The organism is Streptomonospora litoralis (genome assembly GCF_004323735.1).
GTDB lineage: Bacteria > Actinomycetota > Actinomycetes > Streptosporangiales > Streptosporangiaceae > Streptomonospora > Streptomonospora litoralis.
This window is the reverse complement of sequence record NZ_CP036455.1, coordinates 1,693,357-1,713,199: the sequence shown is the minus strand read 5'-3', so window position 1 is coordinate 1,713,199 and position 19,843 is coordinate 1,693,357. Positions and strand designations below refer to the sequence as shown.

General features: G+C 70.5%; 11 protein-coding genes and 4 pseudogenes. 4 read left to right on the top strand and 11 right to left on the bottom strand.

What is annotated here, in order from left to right; translation table 11 throughout:
* Positions 1–73: 73 nt before the first annotated feature.
* From EKD16_RS07200 to EKD16_RS07190, 3 genes are read right to left on the bottom strand one after another with little or no spacing between them, the layout of a single operon-like run.
* Positions 74–2,365, bottom strand: a complete 2,292-nt coding sequence (locus EKD16_RS07200) for a TRAP transporter permease (protein WP_131097672.1) — start codon at positions 2,363–2,365, stop codon at positions 74–76.
* Positions 2,366–2,424: 59 nt separating this feature from the next.
* The gene (locus EKD16_RS07195; protein ID WP_242677276.1) at positions 2,425–2,952 is read right to left on the bottom strand and encodes a DUF1850 domain-containing protein; all 528 of its coding nucleotides are present in this window, start codon (positions 2,950–2,952) and stop codon (positions 2,425–2,427) included.
* 52 nt (positions 2,953–3,004) lie between these two features.
* Positions 3,005–3,997: a TAXI family TRAP transporter solute-binding subunit gene (locus EKD16_RS07190; RefSeq protein WP_131097671.1), complete on the bottom strand. Its 993-nt coding sequence runs from the start codon at positions 3,995–3,997 to the stop codon at positions 3,005–3,007.
* Between the two features lie 296 nt (positions 3,998–4,293).
* Here EKD16_RS07190 and EKD16_RS07185 point away from each other — a divergent pair, with 296 nt between their 5' ends.
* A complete protein-coding gene (locus tag EKD16_RS07185) occupies positions 4,294–6,483 on the top strand; it encodes a S9 family peptidase (protein WP_131097670.1) in 2,190 nt (729 codons plus the stop codon).
* 615 nt (positions 6,484–7,098) lie between these two features.
* Positions 7,099–7,617 carry a GNAT family N-acetyltransferase gene (locus tag EKD16_RS07180; RefSeq protein WP_131097669.1) on the top strand — a complete coding sequence of 173 codons (519 nt, stop codon included), beginning with the start codon at positions 7,099–7,101 and terminating at the stop codon, positions 7,615–7,617.
* A gap of 39 nt (positions 7,618–7,656) precedes the next feature.
* Here the strand turns inward: EKD16_RS07180 and EKD16_RS07175 are convergent, their stop codons facing one another.
* The 7 genes and pseudogenes from EKD16_RS07175 to EKD16_RS07160 form a co-directional block, all read right to left on the bottom strand.
* Positions 7,657–8,424, bottom strand: a complete 768-nt coding sequence (locus EKD16_RS07175) for a hypothetical protein (protein ID WP_131097668.1) — start codon at positions 8,422–8,424, stop codon at positions 7,657–7,659.
* A 269-nt stretch (positions 8,425–8,693) separates the two neighbouring features.
* Positions 8,694–9,278, bottom strand: coding sequence for a regulatory protein RecX (locus EKD16_RS07170; RefSeq protein ID WP_131097667.1), 585 nt, complete (start codon positions 9,276–9,278; stop codon positions 8,694–8,696).
* Positions 9,271–9,888, bottom strand: a pseudogene (locus EKD16_RS26440) (recombinase RecA); the annotation flags it as partial. The gene EKD16_RS07170 and the pseudogene EKD16_RS26440, both read right to left, overlap by 8 nt.
* A gap of 6 nt (positions 9,889–9,894) precedes the next feature.
* Positions 9,895–10,965, bottom strand: a pseudogene (locus tag EKD16_RS26435) (intein-containing recombinase RecA); the annotation flags it as partial.
* 12 nt (positions 10,966–10,977) lie between these two features.
* A pseudogene (locus EKD16_RS26330) lies at positions 10,978–12,669 on the bottom strand (LAGLIDADG family homing endonuclease); the annotation flags it as partial.
* A pseudogene (locus tag EKD16_RS26640) lies at positions 12,661–12,888 on the bottom strand (recombinase RecA); the annotation flags it as partial. The pseudogenes EKD16_RS26640 and EKD16_RS26330, both read right to left, overlap by 9 nt.
* 374 nt (positions 12,889–13,262) lie before the next feature.
* The gene (locus tag EKD16_RS07160; protein WP_131097665.1) at positions 13,263–13,457 is read right to left on the bottom strand and encodes a DUF3046 domain-containing protein; all 195 of its coding nucleotides are present in this window, start codon (positions 13,455–13,457) and stop codon (positions 13,263–13,265) included.
* A gap of 122 nt (positions 13,458–13,579) precedes the next feature.
* On the opposite strand from EKD16_RS07160, the gene EKD16_RS07155 reads away from it, so the two are divergent.
* The gene (locus tag EKD16_RS07155; protein WP_131097664.1) at positions 13,580–18,367 is read left to right on the top strand and encodes an ATP-dependent helicase; all 4,788 of its coding nucleotides are present in this window, start codon (positions 13,580–13,582) and stop codon (positions 18,365–18,367) included.
* A 392-nt stretch (positions 18,368–18,759) separates the two neighbouring features.
* Here the strand turns inward: EKD16_RS07155 and EKD16_RS07150 are convergent, their stop codons facing one another.
* Complete coding sequence (locus EKD16_RS07150) at positions 18,760–19,104, bottom strand: hypothetical protein (RefSeq protein ID WP_131097663.1); 345 nt, start codon at positions 19,102–19,104, stop codon at positions 18,760–18,762.
* A 201-nt stretch (positions 19,105–19,305) separates the two neighbouring features.
* On the opposite strand from EKD16_RS07150, the gene EKD16_RS07145 reads away from it, so the two are divergent.
* Positions 19,306–19,827, top strand: a complete 522-nt coding sequence (locus tag EKD16_RS07145; protein ID WP_131097662.1) for a GNAT family N-acetyltransferase — start codon at positions 19,306–19,308, stop codon at positions 19,825–19,827.
* Positions 19,828–19,843: the final 16 nt, after the last annotated feature.

Here is a 19,843-nt window from a genome sequence, read left to right as displayed (position 1 = left end):
CCTCCACCGCGTTCGCCGGGGCGGGCGGCCGCCGCCCGCCCCGGCGAACGACAGGCGGCGACCCCTCGACCGCCTAGGGCGCCGCCGCGGCTCCGGGGCTCAGCTCGTCCCGGCCGCCGCCGTTGCGCGCCGCCCAGTACTGCACACCCAGCACCGCCGCCGCGACCAGCAGGCCGACCAGATCGCTCGCCCAGCCCGAATGCAGCATCGCCAGCCCGGCGACGCCCAACAGCAGACGCAGCGACCAGTGCAGACCCCGCTGCACATAGCCGACCACCGCGATACCCACCAGCCACACGCCCACCAGCGACGTCGCCACCACCCAGGCGCCCGTCAGCCACGTGACGTCCTGCAGCAGCAACTCCGGGGAGAACACGAACATGTAAGGCACCAGGAACCCCGACACCGCAATGCGCACCGAGTGCACACCCGTCATGATCGGGCTGCCGCCGGAGATACCCGATGCGGCGTACGCCGCCAGGCACACCGGCGGGGTGATGTCGGCCATCACACCGAAGTAGTACACGAACATGTGCGCCATCAGCAGCACCGCGACGGTGTTCTCGTCCACGCCCGGCTCCAGGATCGCCATGATCGCCGGGGCCGCCAGGGTCGCGGTGATGACGTAGTTGGCCGTGGTGGGCACCCCGATGCCCAGGATCAGGCACGCCAGCATCGTCAGCACCAGCGTGCACACCAGCAGCCCCGTCGAGGGGTCCAGCAAGCCGAAGGTGACCGCCTGCAGCGCCGGCGCCAGCGCGTTCTGCGCCACGCCCACCAGACCGTCGCTGAGCTTGTTGCCCAGCCCCGTCAGCGTGATGACGCCGGCGATCATGCCCGCCGCGGCGCAGGCCACGATGATCGGCAGCGCCACCCGCGCCGCGTCGACCAGCCCGTCGACCAGACTCCACGGCGTCAACCGGTCCTCCATGCCGCGCCAGCGCCGCAGCGCGAACATGACCAGCTGGGTCAGCAGGTTGACTCCCACAGTCAGCCCGATCGCGCCCATCGCCGAGAAGATCGGCGAATAGCCCATCGACAGCAGCGCGAACAACCCGACGATGGGCACCAGCAAGTAGCCGCGGGTGGCCATCAGCAGCCGCACGTTCGGCAGCACACTGCGCGGCATACCGCGGATGCCCATCTTCTTGGCGTCGTAGTGCACCACCACGAACTGCGCCACGAAGAACAGCACCGCCGGGATGATCGCCGCCTGCAGAATCTGCAGGTAGGGGATGCCGGTGAACTCGATCATGATGAAGGCGGCCGCACCCATGATCGGCGGTGCGATCTGCCCGCCCGTCGACGACGCCGCCTCGACCGCGCCCGCGTAGTTCGCCGGATAACCCGACCGCTTCATCATCGGGATCGTGAACGCACCGTTGCTGACGGTGTTGGCCACCGAGCTCCCCGTGATCGTCCCCGAGAACGCGCTCGTGACGATCCCGACCTTGGCCGTGCCGCCCGTCGCGCCGCCGGTCAAACCCAGCGCCAGATCGGTGAAGAACCGCTCCATGCCCGTGCGCGTCAGCATCGCCGCGAAGATCAAAAACAGGAAGATGAACGTCGAGGAGATGCCCAGCGGGGTGCCGAACACGCCCTCGGTGCCCAGGAACAACTCGGTGACGATGCGGTCGATCGTGAAACCCGGGTGGTACAGGAAACCCGGCAGGATCGGCCCGAAGAACGCGTAGGCCACCATCAGCCCCGACAGCACCACCAGCGCCGCGCCCAGCGTCCGCTGGGCCGCCACCAGCACCAGCAGGATGCCGACCGTGCCCACCGCCACGTGACCGGGATCGATAATGCCCTGCGTGCGCACGATGTCCTCGTAGAACACGAACAGGTACAGCCCCGAGCCCAAGCCCAGCACCGCCAGCACCGCGTCGGCCGCGGGAACGCCCAGCGGCCGCAGCGGCACATAGCGCGCCGCCTGCACCAGCGCCAGGATCGCCACCGCCGGGGTTAGCACATACCAGTCGGCGATGCCCTCGACGATCGTGTACACCACGATCCCCAGCCCGCCGGCCGTCAGCGCCCAGCCGTACCACTGCTGGCGACGCGTCTCCTGCGGAGTGTGCGGGTAGAGCAGGAACACCATGCCCAACCCCAGCGCCAAGTGGAACGCCCGCTGCTGCAGGCCCGGGAACGTGCCGAAATACCCGGTGTAGAGGTGGAACAGGCTCAGCACCAGCCCGATGCCGAAAACCGTCCACCGCCACAGCGGCCGCATGTCCCGCCGTGTCCCGGCGGTCTGCGCGGTAACGTTGTGCTGTTCGAGTTCGGCGACCTCCTTCTGCGCGTCGATATCGCTGAAGTCGGCGCCCTCACCCGGCGGCGCCGCCGACCGCGAGTCGCTCGTCATCGCCCATCCCCTTCTTGATCCGTCGGGCGGCCGACCGCTTCGGGCCGCACCGCCCCCCGTCAGGGCAGGCTCCGCGGCCCGCCCTCGACGCTCCACTCCAGCCGCGTGCCGTACTCGGCGACATCCAGCAACCGCACCCGCCGGCCCCCCGGCAGCGTCAGCACCTGCCCGGAGCGGGAACTGTTGACCATCAACTGCACCTCGCCCAGCACCCGCCCGTGGTGCAGCACCCGGTAGCCGTCCTCCTCACGCAGGAACGTGGTCGTTGTCGAACCGATCCGCTCCGGCCCCACCGGCAGATTCGCCCCGAACGTGTCGAAGCGCATCTCGTCCATCGCCAGCCGACCCGGCGCCGCGACGGCGAACTCCTCCTCCACCGGCCGCTTGCTCACCGAATGGGTATAGCGCAGCGTCAGGTGGTCGCCCACCGCCACGGGTGCGGACAGCACCACGCGGCCCCGTTCGACATCGGTGACCACAAACCGCAGGCGCCGACCCGCAGCCCCCGAGCCTGCCGCGAGCCCGCCGACCAGCACCCCGGCCAGCGCGCCCCCGGCCGCACGCAGCGCGCGGCGGCGCGCGAGCACCGGCCCGCGCGCCGCCGCCTCGGAAAGCCGCTCGGGCGGCCCTGCGGCGCCCCTATCCGCCGAGGACGCCCTCTTCCTCGTAGTAGCGCTGCGCCCCGGGGTGGAGCTCGATGGGCCCCCGGCCCTGCGTCGCGGTGTCGAGCTCGATCTGCTCGCCGACGTCGTGTCCGATCTCCCCGGCACGCTCGTACATCTCCTTGACCAGGTTGTACGCCGTGTCCTCGCCGAGGTCGGCCGTGGAGTAGAGCGTCGCCCAGTTGGTGACGGTCTCAGCGGCCTCCTCCTGGCCGTTGTAGGTGCCGGCCTCGATCGTCAGCGGGCTGTAGCTGGGGTTGTCGGTGGTGAGCTGGTCCAGGCCGTCGCCGGTGATGTCGACCAGCTGGACGTCGCTGGTCGTGGCGACCTGCTCGATGCTGCCCGCCGGCAGCGCCAGGATCGCGAAAGCGGCGTCGGTCTGGCCGTCGCTGAGCTTGGTGGCGGCGTCCTCGAAGGTGCTGTTGAACACCTCGATGTCGTCCATGCTCATGCCGTAGGACTTGATGATCTGCTCGGCGGCCACAGCCGTGCCGCTACCGGGCGGACCGATGTCCACCCGCTTGCCCTCCAGGTCCGCGATGGTCTCGATGCCGGAGTCCGCGGTCGCCACGACCTGCAGCACCTCGGGGTAGACGTTGCCCAGCATGCGCACGTCGCCCGGGTTGGACAGCGGCTCCTCGGAGAAGTCGGCCGCGCCGTCGACCGCGTTGGCCGCCACCCCGTTGATCGCCATGACCAGCTCGTTCTCGCCCTGGTCGAGCAGGCGCATGTTCTCCACGGAGGCTCCGCTGGACTGGGTGCCGACGTTGACGCCCTCGATGTTGTCCGACCAGATCTGAGCGATCTCGCTGCCGAGGGGGTAGTACGTACCGCCCGTGCTACCGGTGGCCATGGTCAGTTCGCCGCCCGCGCCGGCGTCGCCGACGCCGCAGCCCGCGAGCGCGATGACCCCTGCGGCGGTAGCCGCGGTCAAGCCCGCAAGTCGCCCGGTCGTGAGTCCCGTCCTCATTGCGCGAGTCCTCCTCGAAGAGTGGGCTGCGGCGGTGCTGTAGCACCGGCGCCAGCCCCTGAAGTGCCTAGCGTGGTTACCGGCCTTGAACATTGGCTGGACTATAGACAGCACCGTGACACACCGTCGCGCCCTGCGGATTACAACTGGAAAACGAATGAGCGGCCCCGGTAGCCGGATCCGCACCCCCGCGCGACGCGGCGCGCGCATGTCCTCCCGGTTCTACTGCATGGGCGCGCTTATACCACTAAGGTCGACATGTCATTCCCAGAGCCCACAGAGTGCAAAGTTTCCACATGACCGACCGCGTGACGGCCCCTTACGGCGCCTGGCCATCGCCGATCGCTGCGAGCGACGTCGCCCGAGGAGAACGGCGGCTGGGCTTCCCCAGCGTCGTGGGCGAGGAGATCTGGTGGGAGGAGTCGCGCCCCGACGAGGGCGGACGAACCACCGTCATGCACCGCGACGCCGAAGGCACGCTCACCGAGCTGCTCGGCGCCACCTGGGACGTGCGCACACGCGTCCACGAGTACGGCGGACGCTCCTACCTGCCCGTACCGCGCCGCGACGACAAGGCCGCCGCCCGCTACGGCATCGTCTTCGCCAACCGCGGCGACCAGCGGCTCTACCTGCTGGAGAAGGACGCCCCCGCCCCCGTCCCCCTCAGCCCGCAGCCCGAGGCGCCCGGCGGGCTGCGCTACGCCGACCTCGCCCTCAGCCCCGACGGCGAACGCGTCATCTGCGTACAGGAACGCCACCCCGCCGCCGCAGAGGACGGCGGAGACGAGCAGGAGGCGCGCCCCGTCCGCTCCATCGTGACACTGCCGCTGTCCGGCCGCGCCGCAAGCGACCCCGCCGCCGTCACCGAACTGGTCAGCGGAGCCGACTTCTACGCCTCCCCCGTGCCCGCACCCGACGGCAACCACCTGGCCTGGGTCTCCTGGAACCATCCCCGCATGCCCTGGGACGGCACCGAACTGCGGGTGGGCGCCCTGGAGGGCGACACCGTCACCGGCGCCTACACGCTCAAAGGCGGCGTCACCGAGTCGGTGCTCTCCCCACTCTGGCGCGACGAGCACACCGTCGTGTTCCTGTCCGACTGGTCGGGCTGGTGGAACCTCTACGAGATCGGGCTCACCGGCCCGGCCATCGCGCTGTATCCCGCCGAGGAGGAGTTCACCCACGGCTTCTCCCTGGGCCTGCGCCCCTACGTCCGACTCGACGACGGCCGCCTCGTCGCCCTCCACGGCCACGCCGACCTCACTCCCGGCGTCTGCGACCCCTCGACCGCCGAATTCGCGCCCCTGGACACCGGGCTGGAAAGCTGGCAGACGCTCGCCAGCGACGGCGACAGCGTCGTCGGCCTCGCCGCCGGCACCCGCACCCCGCAGAGCCTCGTCCGGCTCAACCCCGACACCGGCGCCGTCGACGTCCTGCGGCGCTCACGTGCGGACCCGCCCCCGGCCGACTACCTGCCCACCCCCCGCACCACCACCTTCAGCGGCCGCTACGGCGGCACCGTCCACGCCACCGTCTACCCGCCCGCCAACCCCGACGCCGAAGGGCACGGGCCCGCCCCTTATGCAGTGTGGGTCCACGGCGGGCCGGTCGCCAAGGCCCTCAGCTCACTCGACCTGGCCAAGGCGTACTTCACCAGCCGCGGCATCGGCATCGTCGACGTCAACTACGGCGGCTCCATCGGCTTCGGCCGCACCTACCGCGAGCGGCTGCACGGGCAATGGGGCGTCGTCGACGTCGAGGACGCCACCGCGGCCGCGAACGCCCTCGTCGACGAAGGCGCGGCCGACCCCGAGCGGCTGGCCGTCCGCGGCGGCAGCGCCGGCGGGCTCACCACCCTGCTGGCGCTGTGCGGCGACACCTTCGCCTGCGGCACCTCCTCCTGGGGCGTCACCGACCTGCTGCGGCTCGCCGCCGAAACCCACGACTTCGAGTCGCGGTTCCTCGACGGGCTCGTCGGCCCCCTGCCGGGCTACGCCGCCACCTACCGCGAACGCTCGCCCATCAACCGCGCCGACGAACTCTCGGCCCCCGTACTGATCCTGCAGGGCACCGACGACCCCGTCGTCCCACCGGGCCAGGCCCACGCGCTGGCGGCGAGCCTCGCCGAGCGCGGCATCCGCCACGCCCTGGTGGAGTTCGAGGGCGAAGGGCACGGCCTGCGCGTCGCTGAGAACCAGCAGCGCGCGCTGGAGGCGGAGCTCGCGTTCTACGGCCAGGTCTTCGGATTCGACCCGCCCGATGTGCCGCCGATCGAACTCGCCACCGAGTACACCCCGGCGCAGCCCGAAGAGCGACCCGAACCCTCCGACGAGCAGTCGGCGGCCCCGCAAGCCGACGAGTCCGATGCCGACACCGGCACGGACGCGGACTACGACGGCGACCTGGTCGCCGAGCCGCTACCTTCCCTGGAGGAACGCGGCGAGACGGCCGGCGAACAGACGGACCAGCAGGCGCGGCACGGCTGAAACGCCGGCCACGGCGGCGCCCCCGGCCGAGGCGGGCGGAGGGCGCCGCAACGGGACCGCACCTGGCCGCAACCGGCCACCCGGCAGGCGTTGCACACACGGCGATCCGGCCAAGGCGAAACCCGGTCCACTGACCTCCGCTCCACGAACCAAACCCACCGAAAGGACGATCCCACGTCTCCCCCGGCCAGCCCACCGGCACCGCGCCGACGCCGACCCGCTCGACCGGAAAACGCTGTCAACCCCGACCCCACCCCCGGCGCACAGCGGACGCCACCGCCACTTGTGGCCGACCCTCCCCGTCCGTAACGTCACCGACGCTGTCGCGTGTCGCCCACCATCCCCCTTCACGCGACGGCTGGGATAACGCGGTACCCGCCCCGCGGCCCCGCCACAGCCCTCGGCGGAGCCGCGGGGCACACGAGTAGGCAGCCCGGAGAAGACGACCGCCGGGAGCCCGATGAACATACTCGTGCCGGTGGCCGCGGTCGGCACTGGGGAAAGGCGGTCAGCCGCCGCGGGCGCGGTCCTCTGCATCGCGGCGCTTGCGGCCATCATCGCCGCGTAAGTTCCCGGTGCTCGCCCCCGACCACCGCCGGTGAAAGGACCACCCCGATGCCCGTCACACGGCTCATGACCGCCGGCGACGCCCCCGAACTGGCGGAGCGGCTGCGGCAGAACCGCGCGTTCCTCGCCCCCTGGGAACCCGCTCGCGAAGAGCGATACTTCACCGACGCCGTCCAGCACGGGCTCATCGAGCGCGCCCTGCGGGAACACGCCGAAGGCCGAACGCTCCCGCTGGTCATCCTGGACGACGCCCAGCACATCGCCGGACGCATCACCGTCAACGGCATCGTCCGCGGCGCCTTCCAATCCGCGAGCATCGGCTACTGGGTCGGCGAAGCCCACAACGGCCGCGGCCTCGCCACCAAAGCCGTCGCCGAAACCGTGCAGACCGCCTTCACCGGCCTCGGCCTCCACCGCCTCCAGGCCGAGACGCTGCCGCACAACACCGCCTCGCAGCGCGTTCTGCTGCGCAACGGCTTCGCCGCCTACGGCCGGGCACCGCAGTACCTGCGCATCGCCGGCGAATGGCAGGAGCACATCCTCTACCAGCTGATCAACCCCAGCTGACGGCCGGAGCGCGCCACGCACGCCGGGCGCAACGGCGGTTCACCCCACCTCGCCGACCTCCGCGAGCCGCTCCAACACGTCGTCGGCCATACTTCGCGCCGTCAACTTGGGCGAATCGAACGTATCGGTCCGCTTGCCGTAGACCGTCGCCTCGACGACCACATTGCGGGTACTGAACACCGCCGTGGCGTGGCTCTTGCCGTCATCGGTGGGAATCCACTCCCGGTAGTCCGACTCCCGGTGCTCGGGAGGGCTGTACAGAGCGACGAAGCCGCCGTCGCCGACGTCCAGGTCTTCCAGCTCCGCCGTACCGAATGTCGAGAAGGGGCCATCGGCTACACGACCGCGCTCGAACCCGCGAACCAGGCCGACCAGCTCCTGTGCTCCTATGGCCACCTCCGGTCCGAACCACGTGAACGTGACAGAGAGCCGACCGGCCCCGGTGTCGATGCACTTGCGGACCGCGTCGGGATCCTCCGTCAGCGGCGAACCCGAATGACCGGGGGCGAACTCGCCCTCCTCCATACGAACGCCCTCGAAAGGCAGACCGCCGACGAACCCGTCGCCGAACAGCTCCGCACAGTCCCCGACATCCGTGTACGGCGGCTCCGGCGCGAGCCACACCGGCAGGATGAGCGCCGCGGCGACTCCCGCCACGACTGCACCGGCGATCACCGGGACCTTGTACCGCGCGAAGACACCGCCCGACCCGGCGGAGTCTGCGTCGGCACCCGCGAAGGACGGTTGGAGGATGGGGGAGCCTGCAGAGTGCTCCTCGGGCGAACCTCCCGGCGACGACTCGGACACGGCCATACCTCTATTCACCGATGGGGGAACCGAGAAGCTTAACGATCCCCTAGCCGCCGCGCCATCCCCGGCGCCGCCGACTGTCACAAGCGCGCGCTCAGCATCCGTTCCCCGACAGCACGCCGCTGCGCAACGACGACCGGCACCCACGCGCCGCAATCGCCATCAGCGACGTGCGGCGTCACTCTGCAACCTCCGTGCGCGACAGCTGAAGAGGAGTGGACAGCCCGAAGCCCGCCACGCCGGAAAAGCGCCTCACCGACCACCCGCTACTCCAGCTCCGGATCCGGAAGGTCCACCTCGGCGCCCTCGGACTCCAGCTCCTCGCGGACCACCCGGTAGGCCAGCCCGGCCGAGTATCCCTTGCGGGCCAGCATCCCCAACGCTCGCCGCGCACGAGCGGCGGAGTCCTGCCCGCGTGACGCACCGAGTTTGCGCCGCGCCAGGCGGCGGGCCATCTCCTCCTCGTCGTCGGCGTCGAGCTCGTCGACGGCATCCCGGACCGTGTCCTCAGCCACCCCGCGCCGACGCAGCTCCGCAGCAAGCGCCTTGCGCCCCAGCCCGCGCCCCATGTGCCGGGAATCGACCCAGGCGCCGGCGAACGCGGCGTCGTCGATCAGCCCGACCTCGCTGAACCGGCCCAGCACTGACTCCGCCACATCGTCGTCCACGCCCCGTTGCCCCAGCGCCTGGGCGAGCTGGGCCCGCGTGCGCGGAGCCGAGGTCAGCAAGCGCAAGCAGATGCCGCGCGCCACCGCCTCGGGATCCTCGCCGTCCGCGGGCCCGCCCACCCGGGAATCCGGATCGTCGGCCTCAGGCACGTCGTCGCCGGAGAACTCCTGCGGATCAAGCATCCGCAGGCGGGGTGGACTTGGTCCTGCTCGCCCGCTTGGCCGGCGCGGCGGCGGTGGCGGCCGAGTCGGACTCCTTGCCCGCGGTGTCCTTGGCGCCGGCCTCCTTGGCACCGGCCTCCTTCGCCGACGCGGTCTTGGCGTCGGGAGCGGCCTTGGTGTCCGCAGCCTTCGCCCCGGTGGCGTCCGAGGAATCCGAGGAATCGTCGCCGGCGCCCGGAACGCCCAGCTTCTCCTTGATCTTCTTCTCGACCTCGTTGGCCATGTCGACGTTCTCGCGCAGGAAGTTGCGCGCGTTCTCCTTGCCCTGGCCGAGCTGGGTGCCCTCGTAGGTGTACCAGGCGCCCGACTTGCGCACCACGCCCTGCTCCACCCCGAGGTCGATCAGCCCGCCCTCGCGCGAGATGCCGACCCCGTAGAGGATGTCGAACTCCGCCTGCTTGAACGGCGGCGCCACCTTGTTCTTCACGACCTTGACCCGCGTCCGGTTCCCGACCGCGTCCTGCCCGTCCTTCAACGTCTCGATCCGCCGCACGTCCAGCCGCACAGACGAGTAGAACTTCAGCGCCCGCCCGCCGGTGGTCGTCTCAGGGCTGTTGTGCACCATCACACCGTCGGCGAAGTAGTTGTGGCTGCCTTCGACTTCGATGTCGTAGCGGCCGGTACGTCCAGCGGTCGGCGCCTTCGGAGTGATGGACCGCACGACTGCCGGGCTAGGCCGCAGGACGGGGTCGGACAGCACAGGCTCGATGTCGAAGTGTCCGCGCATGCCTGGAAGGAGCTTGTAGTCCATCGAAGGATGCACGTACGGCGCGATGAGCTCTAGGAACTTCTTAGAAGATTCTGCAGTGAACGTCAAGAAAGCGACTTTTCGAGCGCCTCGCTGAGACAGCTTGACGTCAAATTCAAAGGTATCCCGAAGGTAATCAGCAATGCGCTGCCGCGATCCAGGACTCATGGCCTCAAGGCAAATTTCGATACGCCCGCTACCTCCTTCGGTGCGAGCTTGCCGACCTTCGGTTCGCAAATCAAACGAACCATCGTCCATGTACCACACAGCAAGGGCCAGTGGAGTTAGGCTCTTCAAATAGTCCCAGGTGATGTGTTTCTTTCCGTCTCCCAGGTACACCGTTTGACGAAGCTCACCCAATTCCGCCAGCGGAGTGAAGTCAGCGAAGACGGCGCCCTTCGTATTGGACGTCAGCGAGTGGGGTATATTCTCCAACATCGCGACTTTCCACTTAAGGTACTCCTCCTGCTTGGCACCGTGCCCCAGGCGGAACCGTGAACTCTCGGAGTCTTTCCTCACCGGCGCAGACAGACACCCGTCGCCAAGCAGGGAGCCCAGCACCATCTGCTTCTGAGTATCGTTCAAGTAGTAGTGCTGGGCGAGCATGACACGATCTCCCGGCATCATGTCACCGGCCTCCCGCCAACCGCCCGGGGTCCGCACCAGGTGGTTCGGGGTGAGTTCCAGGTTGGCACACCCATTCCCACTTCCGCCACCGGCACGCTCTACCTTGAAGTGGAGAAACTCCTCCGTGCGACCATTATTGAACCAATTCGTGACGCGCCGGGGAACAACCTCGTCAAGCTCAGCGTCATAAGAAAGGACTTCAACATCCATCTTTTGGTTGACGATTTTCCCAATACGCTCCCGAGTTCCATCGGAAAGCGTGACCCAAGTATCCCAAGATGCACATCCGAACATGACACCGACCTTTTCGCGAAGTTGGTTGATGAAAAGGGCGGTTGTCCCGGTTTGGTGCAATGCACCCGCTATTTTTCGCAGGGCCTGGGACATCAGGCGGGCTTGGAGGCCCACGTGGCTGTCGCCCATTTCGCCCTCGATCTCGGCGCGGGGGACCAGGGCGGCCACGGAGTCGACGACCAGGATGGAGACGGCGCCGGAGCGGATGAGCATGTCGGCGATCTCCAGTGCCTGCTCCCCCGTGTCGGGCTGGGAGAGCAGAAGATCGTCGGTGTTGACGCCGATCTTCTTCGCGTAGTCGGGGTCGAGTGCGTGCTCGGCGTCGACGAACGCCGCGATGCCGCCCGCCTGCTGCGCGCCGGCGACGGCGTGCAGGGCGACGGTCGTGTTGTGCGAGAGGATCCCCTCCGCCACGAAGCTGTGGGTGTCGGGGAGCATGAGGTCGAACGTGGGCTGGAGTCCGCCGTCCTCGATTGCGGCGACCGCCTCGTAGGTGTAGGGCGTGGCGGCGAGGTGGCGCAGGTGGTCCAGGACCGGGCGGATGGACGGGCCGATCAGGTGCGGGCGGTCGTCCGCCCAGCGGATGATGTTGCGCAGGGTCTCGCGGCCGCAGGGGAGGTCCATGTCGGTGCGGAACAGGTCGCCGGCGATCTCGTCGAAGTACCGGTCGCCGCCGATCGCGTCGCGCAGGCTGCGCACCAGGCCGCTCAGATGCGGAATGCTCTCCGGGCGGGCGTTGTGCAGCGTCGGCCGGAAATTGCGCTCGACCTGGGCGGCACGGCGCGCGGAGCGGAAACCGACCTCGTCGAGGAAGCGGTGGGTGACCGTCGGATCGACGACGACGCTCCAGTAGGTCCGCTCGTATTCGGTGTTGTACTTGCCGTCGAGCGCTGCGGGGATGCCCAGTCCGTAGAGCATCAACTGGACGTCGCGGGCGAGCTGCGCCGAGGCCGTGCCGAGGCCCACCGTGGAACCGGTGTCGATCCGGCCGTCGCCCTCGAACAGTGCCGAGAGGAAGGCGCGCTGGGCCTTGTCGCCGGCGGTCCGGACGCAGTACGGAACGGTCTTCGCAGCCGCACCGCAATAGTCCAGGCCGTAGGTCTCGGCCACGTGCTCGCGTGTCGACTTACCGGGGATCACGTACTCGGTGCAATCGCTGCCGGCGTATTCGCGGATGTCGGAATCGAGCAGCCAGCGGGCGATCGTGGAGAATTCGGCGCCGACTTCGGGATCGCCGCTGGTGAACCGCAGGGAATGTTTGTCGCCCAGGGTCCCTTCGGCGAGCAGGTAGCCGAGGAATACGGCTTCGTCCTCACTGAGCCCGTCGCCCGATGCGGCCTCCTTGGCCCCGAACCGGGCTGATACGACCGTGTCTCCGGGAGAGATTTCGCCTGCCTTGCGCCAGACGATGTGTCCGTCGGTGTTGATGATGCGGAGCGGGTGGTTGCGGGTGACCGAGACGCGGCGGCCGGATTCCAGGGTGATGCGCAGGACGGGTTTGCGGTTGTTGTGGGTGAGAGCTGCGACGGTTTCGAGTTCGCCGCGCTCGTTGACGGCGCGGATGCCCTGTTCGCGGATGTCGGTGATCCTGCTGGTGCAGGTGGCGCGCTGACCGGCCCGTTCGAACAGTTCCTCGACGGTCTCCAGCCCGCGGTCGGTCCACACGCGGGTATCGGCGACCAGACACTTCCCCGACGATTCCGGCCCGTATACCTCCACAATACGGCCGCGCGGAATTCCGCCGATTCCCAGTGCGACGTCGAGAGAGATGGATCCGGTGGGAATGGATTCGATCGGTGGGCGGTCGTCGTCGCCTAGGCGCATGACGGAGCCCTTGCCGAACTGGCGCTCGATCTGTGCGAGCGCGGTTTCGAGAGCCTTCTCTCGATCAGCAGCAGCCACGGGGAACCCCTGTTGGGTCGACGTCTTCTTGTTCATCTTGGTGGCGACGCTACGCGGTGGCGAGGACAATCCTCGACCGCGTCGGTGCGCCTGTGGACGAGCGCGGCGGCGGCCCTGTGGCGGCCGCCGGGGGCGAGCCCACTCGCAGACGCCCGCCCGAGGGGCGTCGTGGTCCGCCGTGGGCCGACGTGGCACCACACCGGCCCCGGATACACCGCCAGTCTACCCGAACCTCTGTTCGAGCGCCCGCCGTCCCCAGGGTGCCCGGCGCGTCGGCCCGGCGGCGGGCGGTCGCCGAGGCGCACGTCTTGTGCGGGGCTTCGGTGCAGGTCGCGCCGGTCGGCGCGGGCGCGTTCGGGATGGTCGGTGCATGGTCAGCGTGCGGTGGCGGGGAGGTCGAAGGCGTCGCAGACGGCCCGCCACACCTCCTTCGCGCTGATGCCGTCGGCCAGCGCCTGTTCGACCGTGCGCGACCCGAGCGCCTCGATGACGTGGTCGCGGGCGAGGCTCTCGGCGTAGCCTTCGCCGAACTGGTCGTACATGCGCTCCCAGAAGTGCGAAAGTCTCATCGCCACCAGTATCGGTCGCCGCGGCGGCGCTGTCACCTCCGCCGACGCCGCCGGGGTCGGGCTGCGGCGGCGCGGGCCGCAGGCGTTCGGTTTCGTCGGTGCCGCGTTGCAGACTGGTGGACATGTCCTCGGTTGGTGATTCCGCATCCGCCGGCGGTGACGGCGCAGATCCGCTGGCCCGGTTCTCCTCGGCGACGCGAACGTGGTTCGCAGGGGCGTTTCCCGCGGGGGCCACGCCTGCGCAGCGCGGGGCGTGGGATGCGATCTCCCGCGGCGAGAACACGCTGGTGGTGGCGCCCACGGGTTCGGGCAAGACGCTGTCGGCGTTCCTGTGGGCGTTGGACGGTCTGGCGTCGGCTCCGGTGCCCGAGGAGCGGGTGCGGCGCTGCCGGGTGCTGTACGTGTCGCCGCTGAAGGCGCTGGCGGCCGATATCGAGCGCAATCTGCGGGTGCCGCTGTCGGGCATCCGGCGTGCGGCCGAGGCGGCGGGTGCGGAGGTGCCGCGGCTGTCGGTGGGGGTGCGTACAGGCGATACGCCGTCGTCGGAGCGGCGGGGGCTGGCCACGTCGCCGCCGGACGTGCTGATCACCACTCCGGAGTCGCTGTTTCTGGTGCTGACGTCGCAGGCGCGGGCGGGGCTTGCGGGGGTCGAGACGGTGATCGTGGACGAGGTGCACGCGCTGGCGGGAACGAAGCGCGGCGCTCATCTGGCGCTGAGTCTGGAGCGGTTGGACGAGCTGCTGGAGGCGCCGGCGCAGCGGATCGGGCTGTCGGCGACAGTGCGCCCGGCGGAGGAGGTGGCGGCGTTTCTGGGCGGGCGGCGTCCGGCTTCTGTGGTGGCGCCGCCGAATTCGCCGTCGCTGGATGTGCGGATCGTGGTGCCGGTCGAGGACATGAACGAGTTGGAGGGCTCGGTCGCGGCGGGGAGGGCGGATGACCGCGCGTCGAAGGCGCGCACGTCGATCTGGCCGCATGTCGAGGAGCGGGTGCTGGATCTGGTGGAGCGGAACCGGTCTTCGATTGTGTTCTGCAATTCGCGGCGGGTGGCGGAGCGGTTGTGTGCCCGGTTGAACGAGTTGGCCGATGAGCGTCGTGGTTTCGGCGGCGACGGGGCGGCTGCTGCGGGCGGTTCGGCGGGGTCCGGGCCCGGCGCGTCTTCCCTCGCGCCGGGCGGTTCGGGGCCGCGGTTGTCTCCGGCCGAGGTGATGGCGGAGGCGGGGCAGGCGTACGGGGCCGAGGCGGCTGTGGTGGCGCGGGCGCACCACGGTTCGGTGTCCAAGGACGAGCGTGCGGTGATCGAGTCGGATCTGAAGGAGGGGCGGCTGCCGTGCGTGGTGGCGACGTCCAGTCTGGAGCTGGGCATCGACATGGGTGCGGTGGATCTGGTGGTGCAGGTGGAGTCGCCGCCGTCGGTTGCGAGTGGGTTGCAGCGGGTGGGCCGGGCGGGCCATCACGTGGGCGAGGTTTCGCGGGGGGTGGTGTTTCCGAAGTTCCGGGGTGATCTGCTGACGGCTTCGGTGGTGGTGGAGCGGATGCGGCAGGGGCGGATCGAGGAGTTGCGGATGCCGCAGAATCCGCTGGATGTGCTGGCGCAGCAGGTGGTGGCGATGGCGGCGATGGACGAGTGGGAGGTGGCGGCGCTGGGTGGGGTGGTGCGCCGGGCGGCTCCGTTCGTGTCGCTGCCGGATTCGGCGCTGTCGGGGGTGCTGGACATGTTGTCGGGGCGGTATCCCTCGGACGAGTTCGCGGAGTTGCGGCCGCGTCTGGTGTGGGATCGCGACGGCGGTGGTGCGGGTTCGGGCGGCGTGGTGTCGGGGCGTCCGGGTGCGCAGCGGTTGGCGGTGACCAGCGGCGGGACGATTCCGGATCGGGGGATGTATGCGGTGCATCTGGCCGGTGGCGGCGGGCCCACGCGGGTGGGTGAGTTGGACGAGGAGATGGTCTACGAGTCGCGGGTCGGCGACGTGTTCGTGCTGGGGGCGAGTGCGTGGCGGATCGAGCGGATCGATGCGGACCGGGTGACGGTGTCGCCGGCTCCGGGGCGTCCGGGGCGGTTGCCGTTCTGGAAAGCGGATACGCAGGGGCGGCCGGCGGAGCTGGGGCGGGCCATCGGGGTGATGGCGCGTGAGTTGAGCGGTTCGGCGGAGTCGGAGGCGGTGGAGCGGGCCCGCGGTGCGGGGTTGGACGAGTGGGCGGCGGCCAATCTGGTGGGGTATCTGGCGGAGCAGGCGGAGGCGACGGGGCGGGTGCCCGACGAGCGCACGATCGTGGTGGAGCGGTTCCGCGACGAGTTGGGCGATTGGCGGGCGGTGGTGCATTCGCCGCTGGGTGCGCGGGTGCATGCGCCGTGGGCGCTGGTGATCGGCGCGCGGTTGCGGGAGCGCTTCGGGTTGGATGCGCAGGTGGTGCACGGCGACGACGGGATCGTGGTGCGGTTGCCGGATGTGGAGGAGGACTCCGGCGGCGGTGCGCGGGGGCGTTCGGGTTCGGCTGGTGTCGGTTTGGCGGAGTCGCTGGTGGTGGCTCCGGAGGAGGTCGAGGACGCGGTCACGGCGGAGCTCGGCGGTTCGGCGCTGTTCGCGGCGCGGTTTCGGGAGTGCGCTGCGCGGGCGCTGCTGCTGCCGCGGCGGCGTCCGGGGCGGCGCATGCCGTTGTGGCAGCAGCGGCAGCGTTCGGCGCAGCTGTTGTCGGTGGCGGGGCGGTTCGGGTCGTTTCCGATCGTGTTGGAGGCGGTGCGGGAGTGCCTTCGCGACGTGTTCGACGTGGGTGGCCTGGCGGAGCTGATGGCGGATGTGCGGGCGCGGCGGGTGCGGGTGGTGGAGGTGGAGACGCAGCGGGCGTCGCCGTTCGCGCAGTCGTTGTTGATGGGGTATACGGCGGCGTTTCTGTATGAGGGGGACGCGCCGCTGGCGGAGTTGCGGGCGCAGGCGCTGACGTTGGACTCGGGGCTGCTGGCGGATCTGCTGGGGCAGGCGGATCTGCGGGAGTTGCTGGACGGCGAGGTGGTGGCGGAGTACGACGCGTGGTTGCAGCGGTTGGTGCCGGAGCGTCGGCCGGCTCCCGACTCGGGGCGTGAGGGGGCGGCGGATCTGCTGCGGGAGCTGGGGCCGCTGACCGTGGAGGAGGCTGCCGAGCGGGGAGTGGGCGCGGAGTCGCTGGAGGAGTTGGGCGGGGCAAGGCGGGCTGTGCGGGTCCGGTTGGCCGGCGAGTGGCGGTGGGCGGCGGTGGAGGACGCCGCCCGGTTGCGTGACGGGGCGGGTGTGGAGCTGCCGGAGTGGTTGGCGGGGGCGGGTTCCGCCGAGGGGGAGCCGGAGGCGTTCGCGGGGACGGCTGCGGCGTTCACCGCGCCGGTGGATGATCCGCTTGGCGATCTGGTGTCGCGGTATGCGCGCACGCACGGTCCGTTCACCGCCGCGGACGCGGCGTCGCGGTTGGGTGTGGACCGGGGCGCGGTGGTGGAGGTGCTGCGCCGGTTGGCGGGCGGCGGTCGGCTCGTGGAGGGCGAGTTCCGGCCGGGCGGGCAGGGCACGGAGTGGTGTGACGCGGATGTGCTGCGGGCGCTGCGGCGGCGGTCGATCGCGCGGTTGCGGCGCGAGGTGGAGCCGGTGCCGCAGCGGGCGCTGGGGCGGTTCGTGCCGGCGTGGCAGCATGTCGGCCCGGTGGGTGCGGCGGTGGGGGCCGGGCCGGCGGCGGGGCGGCGGCTGAGGGGGCCTGACGGGGTGTTCTCGGCGGTGGAGTCGCTGCGCGGGGCGCCGGTGCCGGCGTCGGCGCTGGAGTCGCTGGTCCTTCCGGCGCGGGTGGAGGGGTATGCGCCGGCGTTGCTGGACGAGTTGACCCATGCCGGTGAGGTGCTGTGGGCGGGTGCGGGGCCGTTGGCGGGCAACGACGGCTGGGTGTGCCTGGTTCCGGCGGATGAGGCCGAGGTGCTGCTGCCGGAGCCGGCTGCGGAGGATGCGCGGGAGTCGCGGGCGCATGCGGCGGTGCTGGGGGCGCTGCGCGAGGGCGGTGCGCTGTTCTTCCGCGACATCGCCGACCGGGTGACGCGTGCCGAGGGGGCGGCGGGGGTTTCGGATGCGGCGATCGTCGGGGCGCTGTGGGATCTGGTGTGGGCGGGCCGGGTGAGCAACGATTCGCTGGCGCCGCTGCGTGCGCTGCTGGGCGCGGGTGGTACGGCGCATCGGAGCAGGTCGCGGCGGCCGGTGATGCCGAGCCGGACGGGGCCGCCGACCGCGGCGGGGCGGTGGTGGCTGCTGCCGGAGCGCGAGGACGATCCGACGCGGCGGCTGGCGGCGGGCACGGCGGCGCTGTTGGACCGCTACGGGGTGGTGACGCGTGGTCCGGTGGTGGCCGAGCAGGTGCGGCGGGGTGATCGCCGTTCGGGCGGGCGCGGTGCCGGGGGTTTCAGTGCGGTGTATCCGGTGCTGCGCGGTTTCGAGGAGGCGGGGCGCGCGCGGCGCGGGTACTTCGTGGACGGGTTGGGTGCGGCCCAGTTCGCGTTGCCGGGCGCGGTGGACCGGTTGCGGTCGGTCGCCGATGAGGGCGGCGGGGCTCCGTTGGTCTTGGCGGCGGCCGATCCGGCGAACGTCTACGGTGCGGCTCTGCCGTGGCCGGCGGTGGCGGAGTCGGCGGGGCGCCCGGGGCGCAAGGCGGGCGCTTTGGTGGTGCTGGACGAGGGCGCGCCGACGCTGTATTTGGAGCGCGGCGGCCGTTCGGCGCTGACGTTCGGTTCGGGATCGGGGGAGCTGGAGCGCGCAGCGCATGCGGTGGCGGCGCTGGTGCACGCGGGCGTGCTGGATTCGCTGACGGTGGAGCGCTGCGACGGGGCGGAGGTTTTCGGCACCGCACTGGACGCGGCCCTGGTCGGCGCGGGTTTTCACGCTACGCCGAAGGCGTTGCGGTTGCGCCGTTGATAGATGTGTGGGACCGATGTCTTCGGTCACCGGAGGCGGCTCGGATCCGCTGGGCGGCCTTGTTGGTCTGCCGGGTGGTGGGTGATCTGGTGGGAAGGCGGCGGCAAGGGCACCGGATGGCCGGGCCCGCGCCCACCGGACAGGACGCCCGCCGGTGGCGCGCCGAGACCGGCTCCAGGAACGGATTCGACGCCGAAACCGGCTCCAGAGACAGTCTCGGTGAGGGCCGGGCGCCCGCGCGTCCGTTGTGCCGGGTTTCGCGGAAGCCAGCGCGCGGAAACAACCAAGGATCGGCCGGTTATTTCCGCGCGTTGGCTGCCGACCGGGCGGGCCGGGGCGCCGGTCATGGCCACAGGGGCGAGATCAGCGCTGGGAGCCTTGAGTACGAGGTGTCAGGAGCCGGTGGAGTGTTTCGACCGCTTGCACTTGCTGCATATCGGGTTGCTCATTGGATTGGCCATACCGCAGTAGTTGCAGAACCACTCGTCGGCCTTGTGCCGCCCTTGCAATACGTCGTCGAGCAGAACCCACTCGACGTGTACTTCCTGTCGCGAGTTGAACCGACGGGGCAGCTGCCGTCCGCAGTTCCAGCAGTCGGCGAGGAAGCCTCGGTCGGCGTTCACCGTCGCCTGGCAGTTGGGGCAGTAGGCGAACCAAAGCAGGGCGTGGCCGTCGTCTCCGGCAGGCACGGCGACACGGACACCGTGGACCGCACGACCTCGCTCGACGTTGTCCATGGCACCAGAGCCTACACTCTCCTTGCCGCCCCTTCAGCGTATCCGCTGGTCTCCATCTGGTTTCGCGTGACGCGGCGACCGCATGAGCTACTCCGATGGCGCGGGATCGGGGTCGGATGCTGAACGGCTCGCGTGCGGGGCGCGGCGGCGCGAAAATGGTGGCCTTCCGCTGCTTCCTTCCGCTTGCTGCGAGGTCGTCCGATGTCTGCTACTCCGGATGCCGGGATCAGGTTGATGTGTGCGTCCGATGCGGAGGCGCTGGTGGAGGTGAGCCGGGCAGCTGAGGCGCTGTTCGCCGAGGTGGGGCTGGCGCTGCCGCCGGATGATCCGCGCGAGATGCTGGCGGCTGCGTGCTGGGTGCTGGTGGCGGCCGGTCCGGTGCGGGGGTTCGCTGCGGTGGGCGTGCTGGACGGGGCGGCGCATCTGGAGGAGTTGGCGGTGCATCCCGACCATGGGCGGCGAGGTGTGGGCGGGGCGCTGCTGGAGGCCGCCTGCGGTCGGGCCCGCGCCGAGGGCTTCGCGGCGATGACGCTGACGACTTTCCGCGATGTGGCGTGGAACGCGCCGTGGTACGCGCGGCGGGGGTTCGCCCAGTTGGCTCCGAATGCCTGGGGGCCCGAACTGCGGGAGCAGTGGACGCGAGAGGAGGCGGCGGGCATCGCGGTGGCGCCGCGGATCGCGATGCGCCGCCGATTCGGCGGGCTGGGGCCCTCGGGTGGCTGATTCGCCCGGTCGGCGC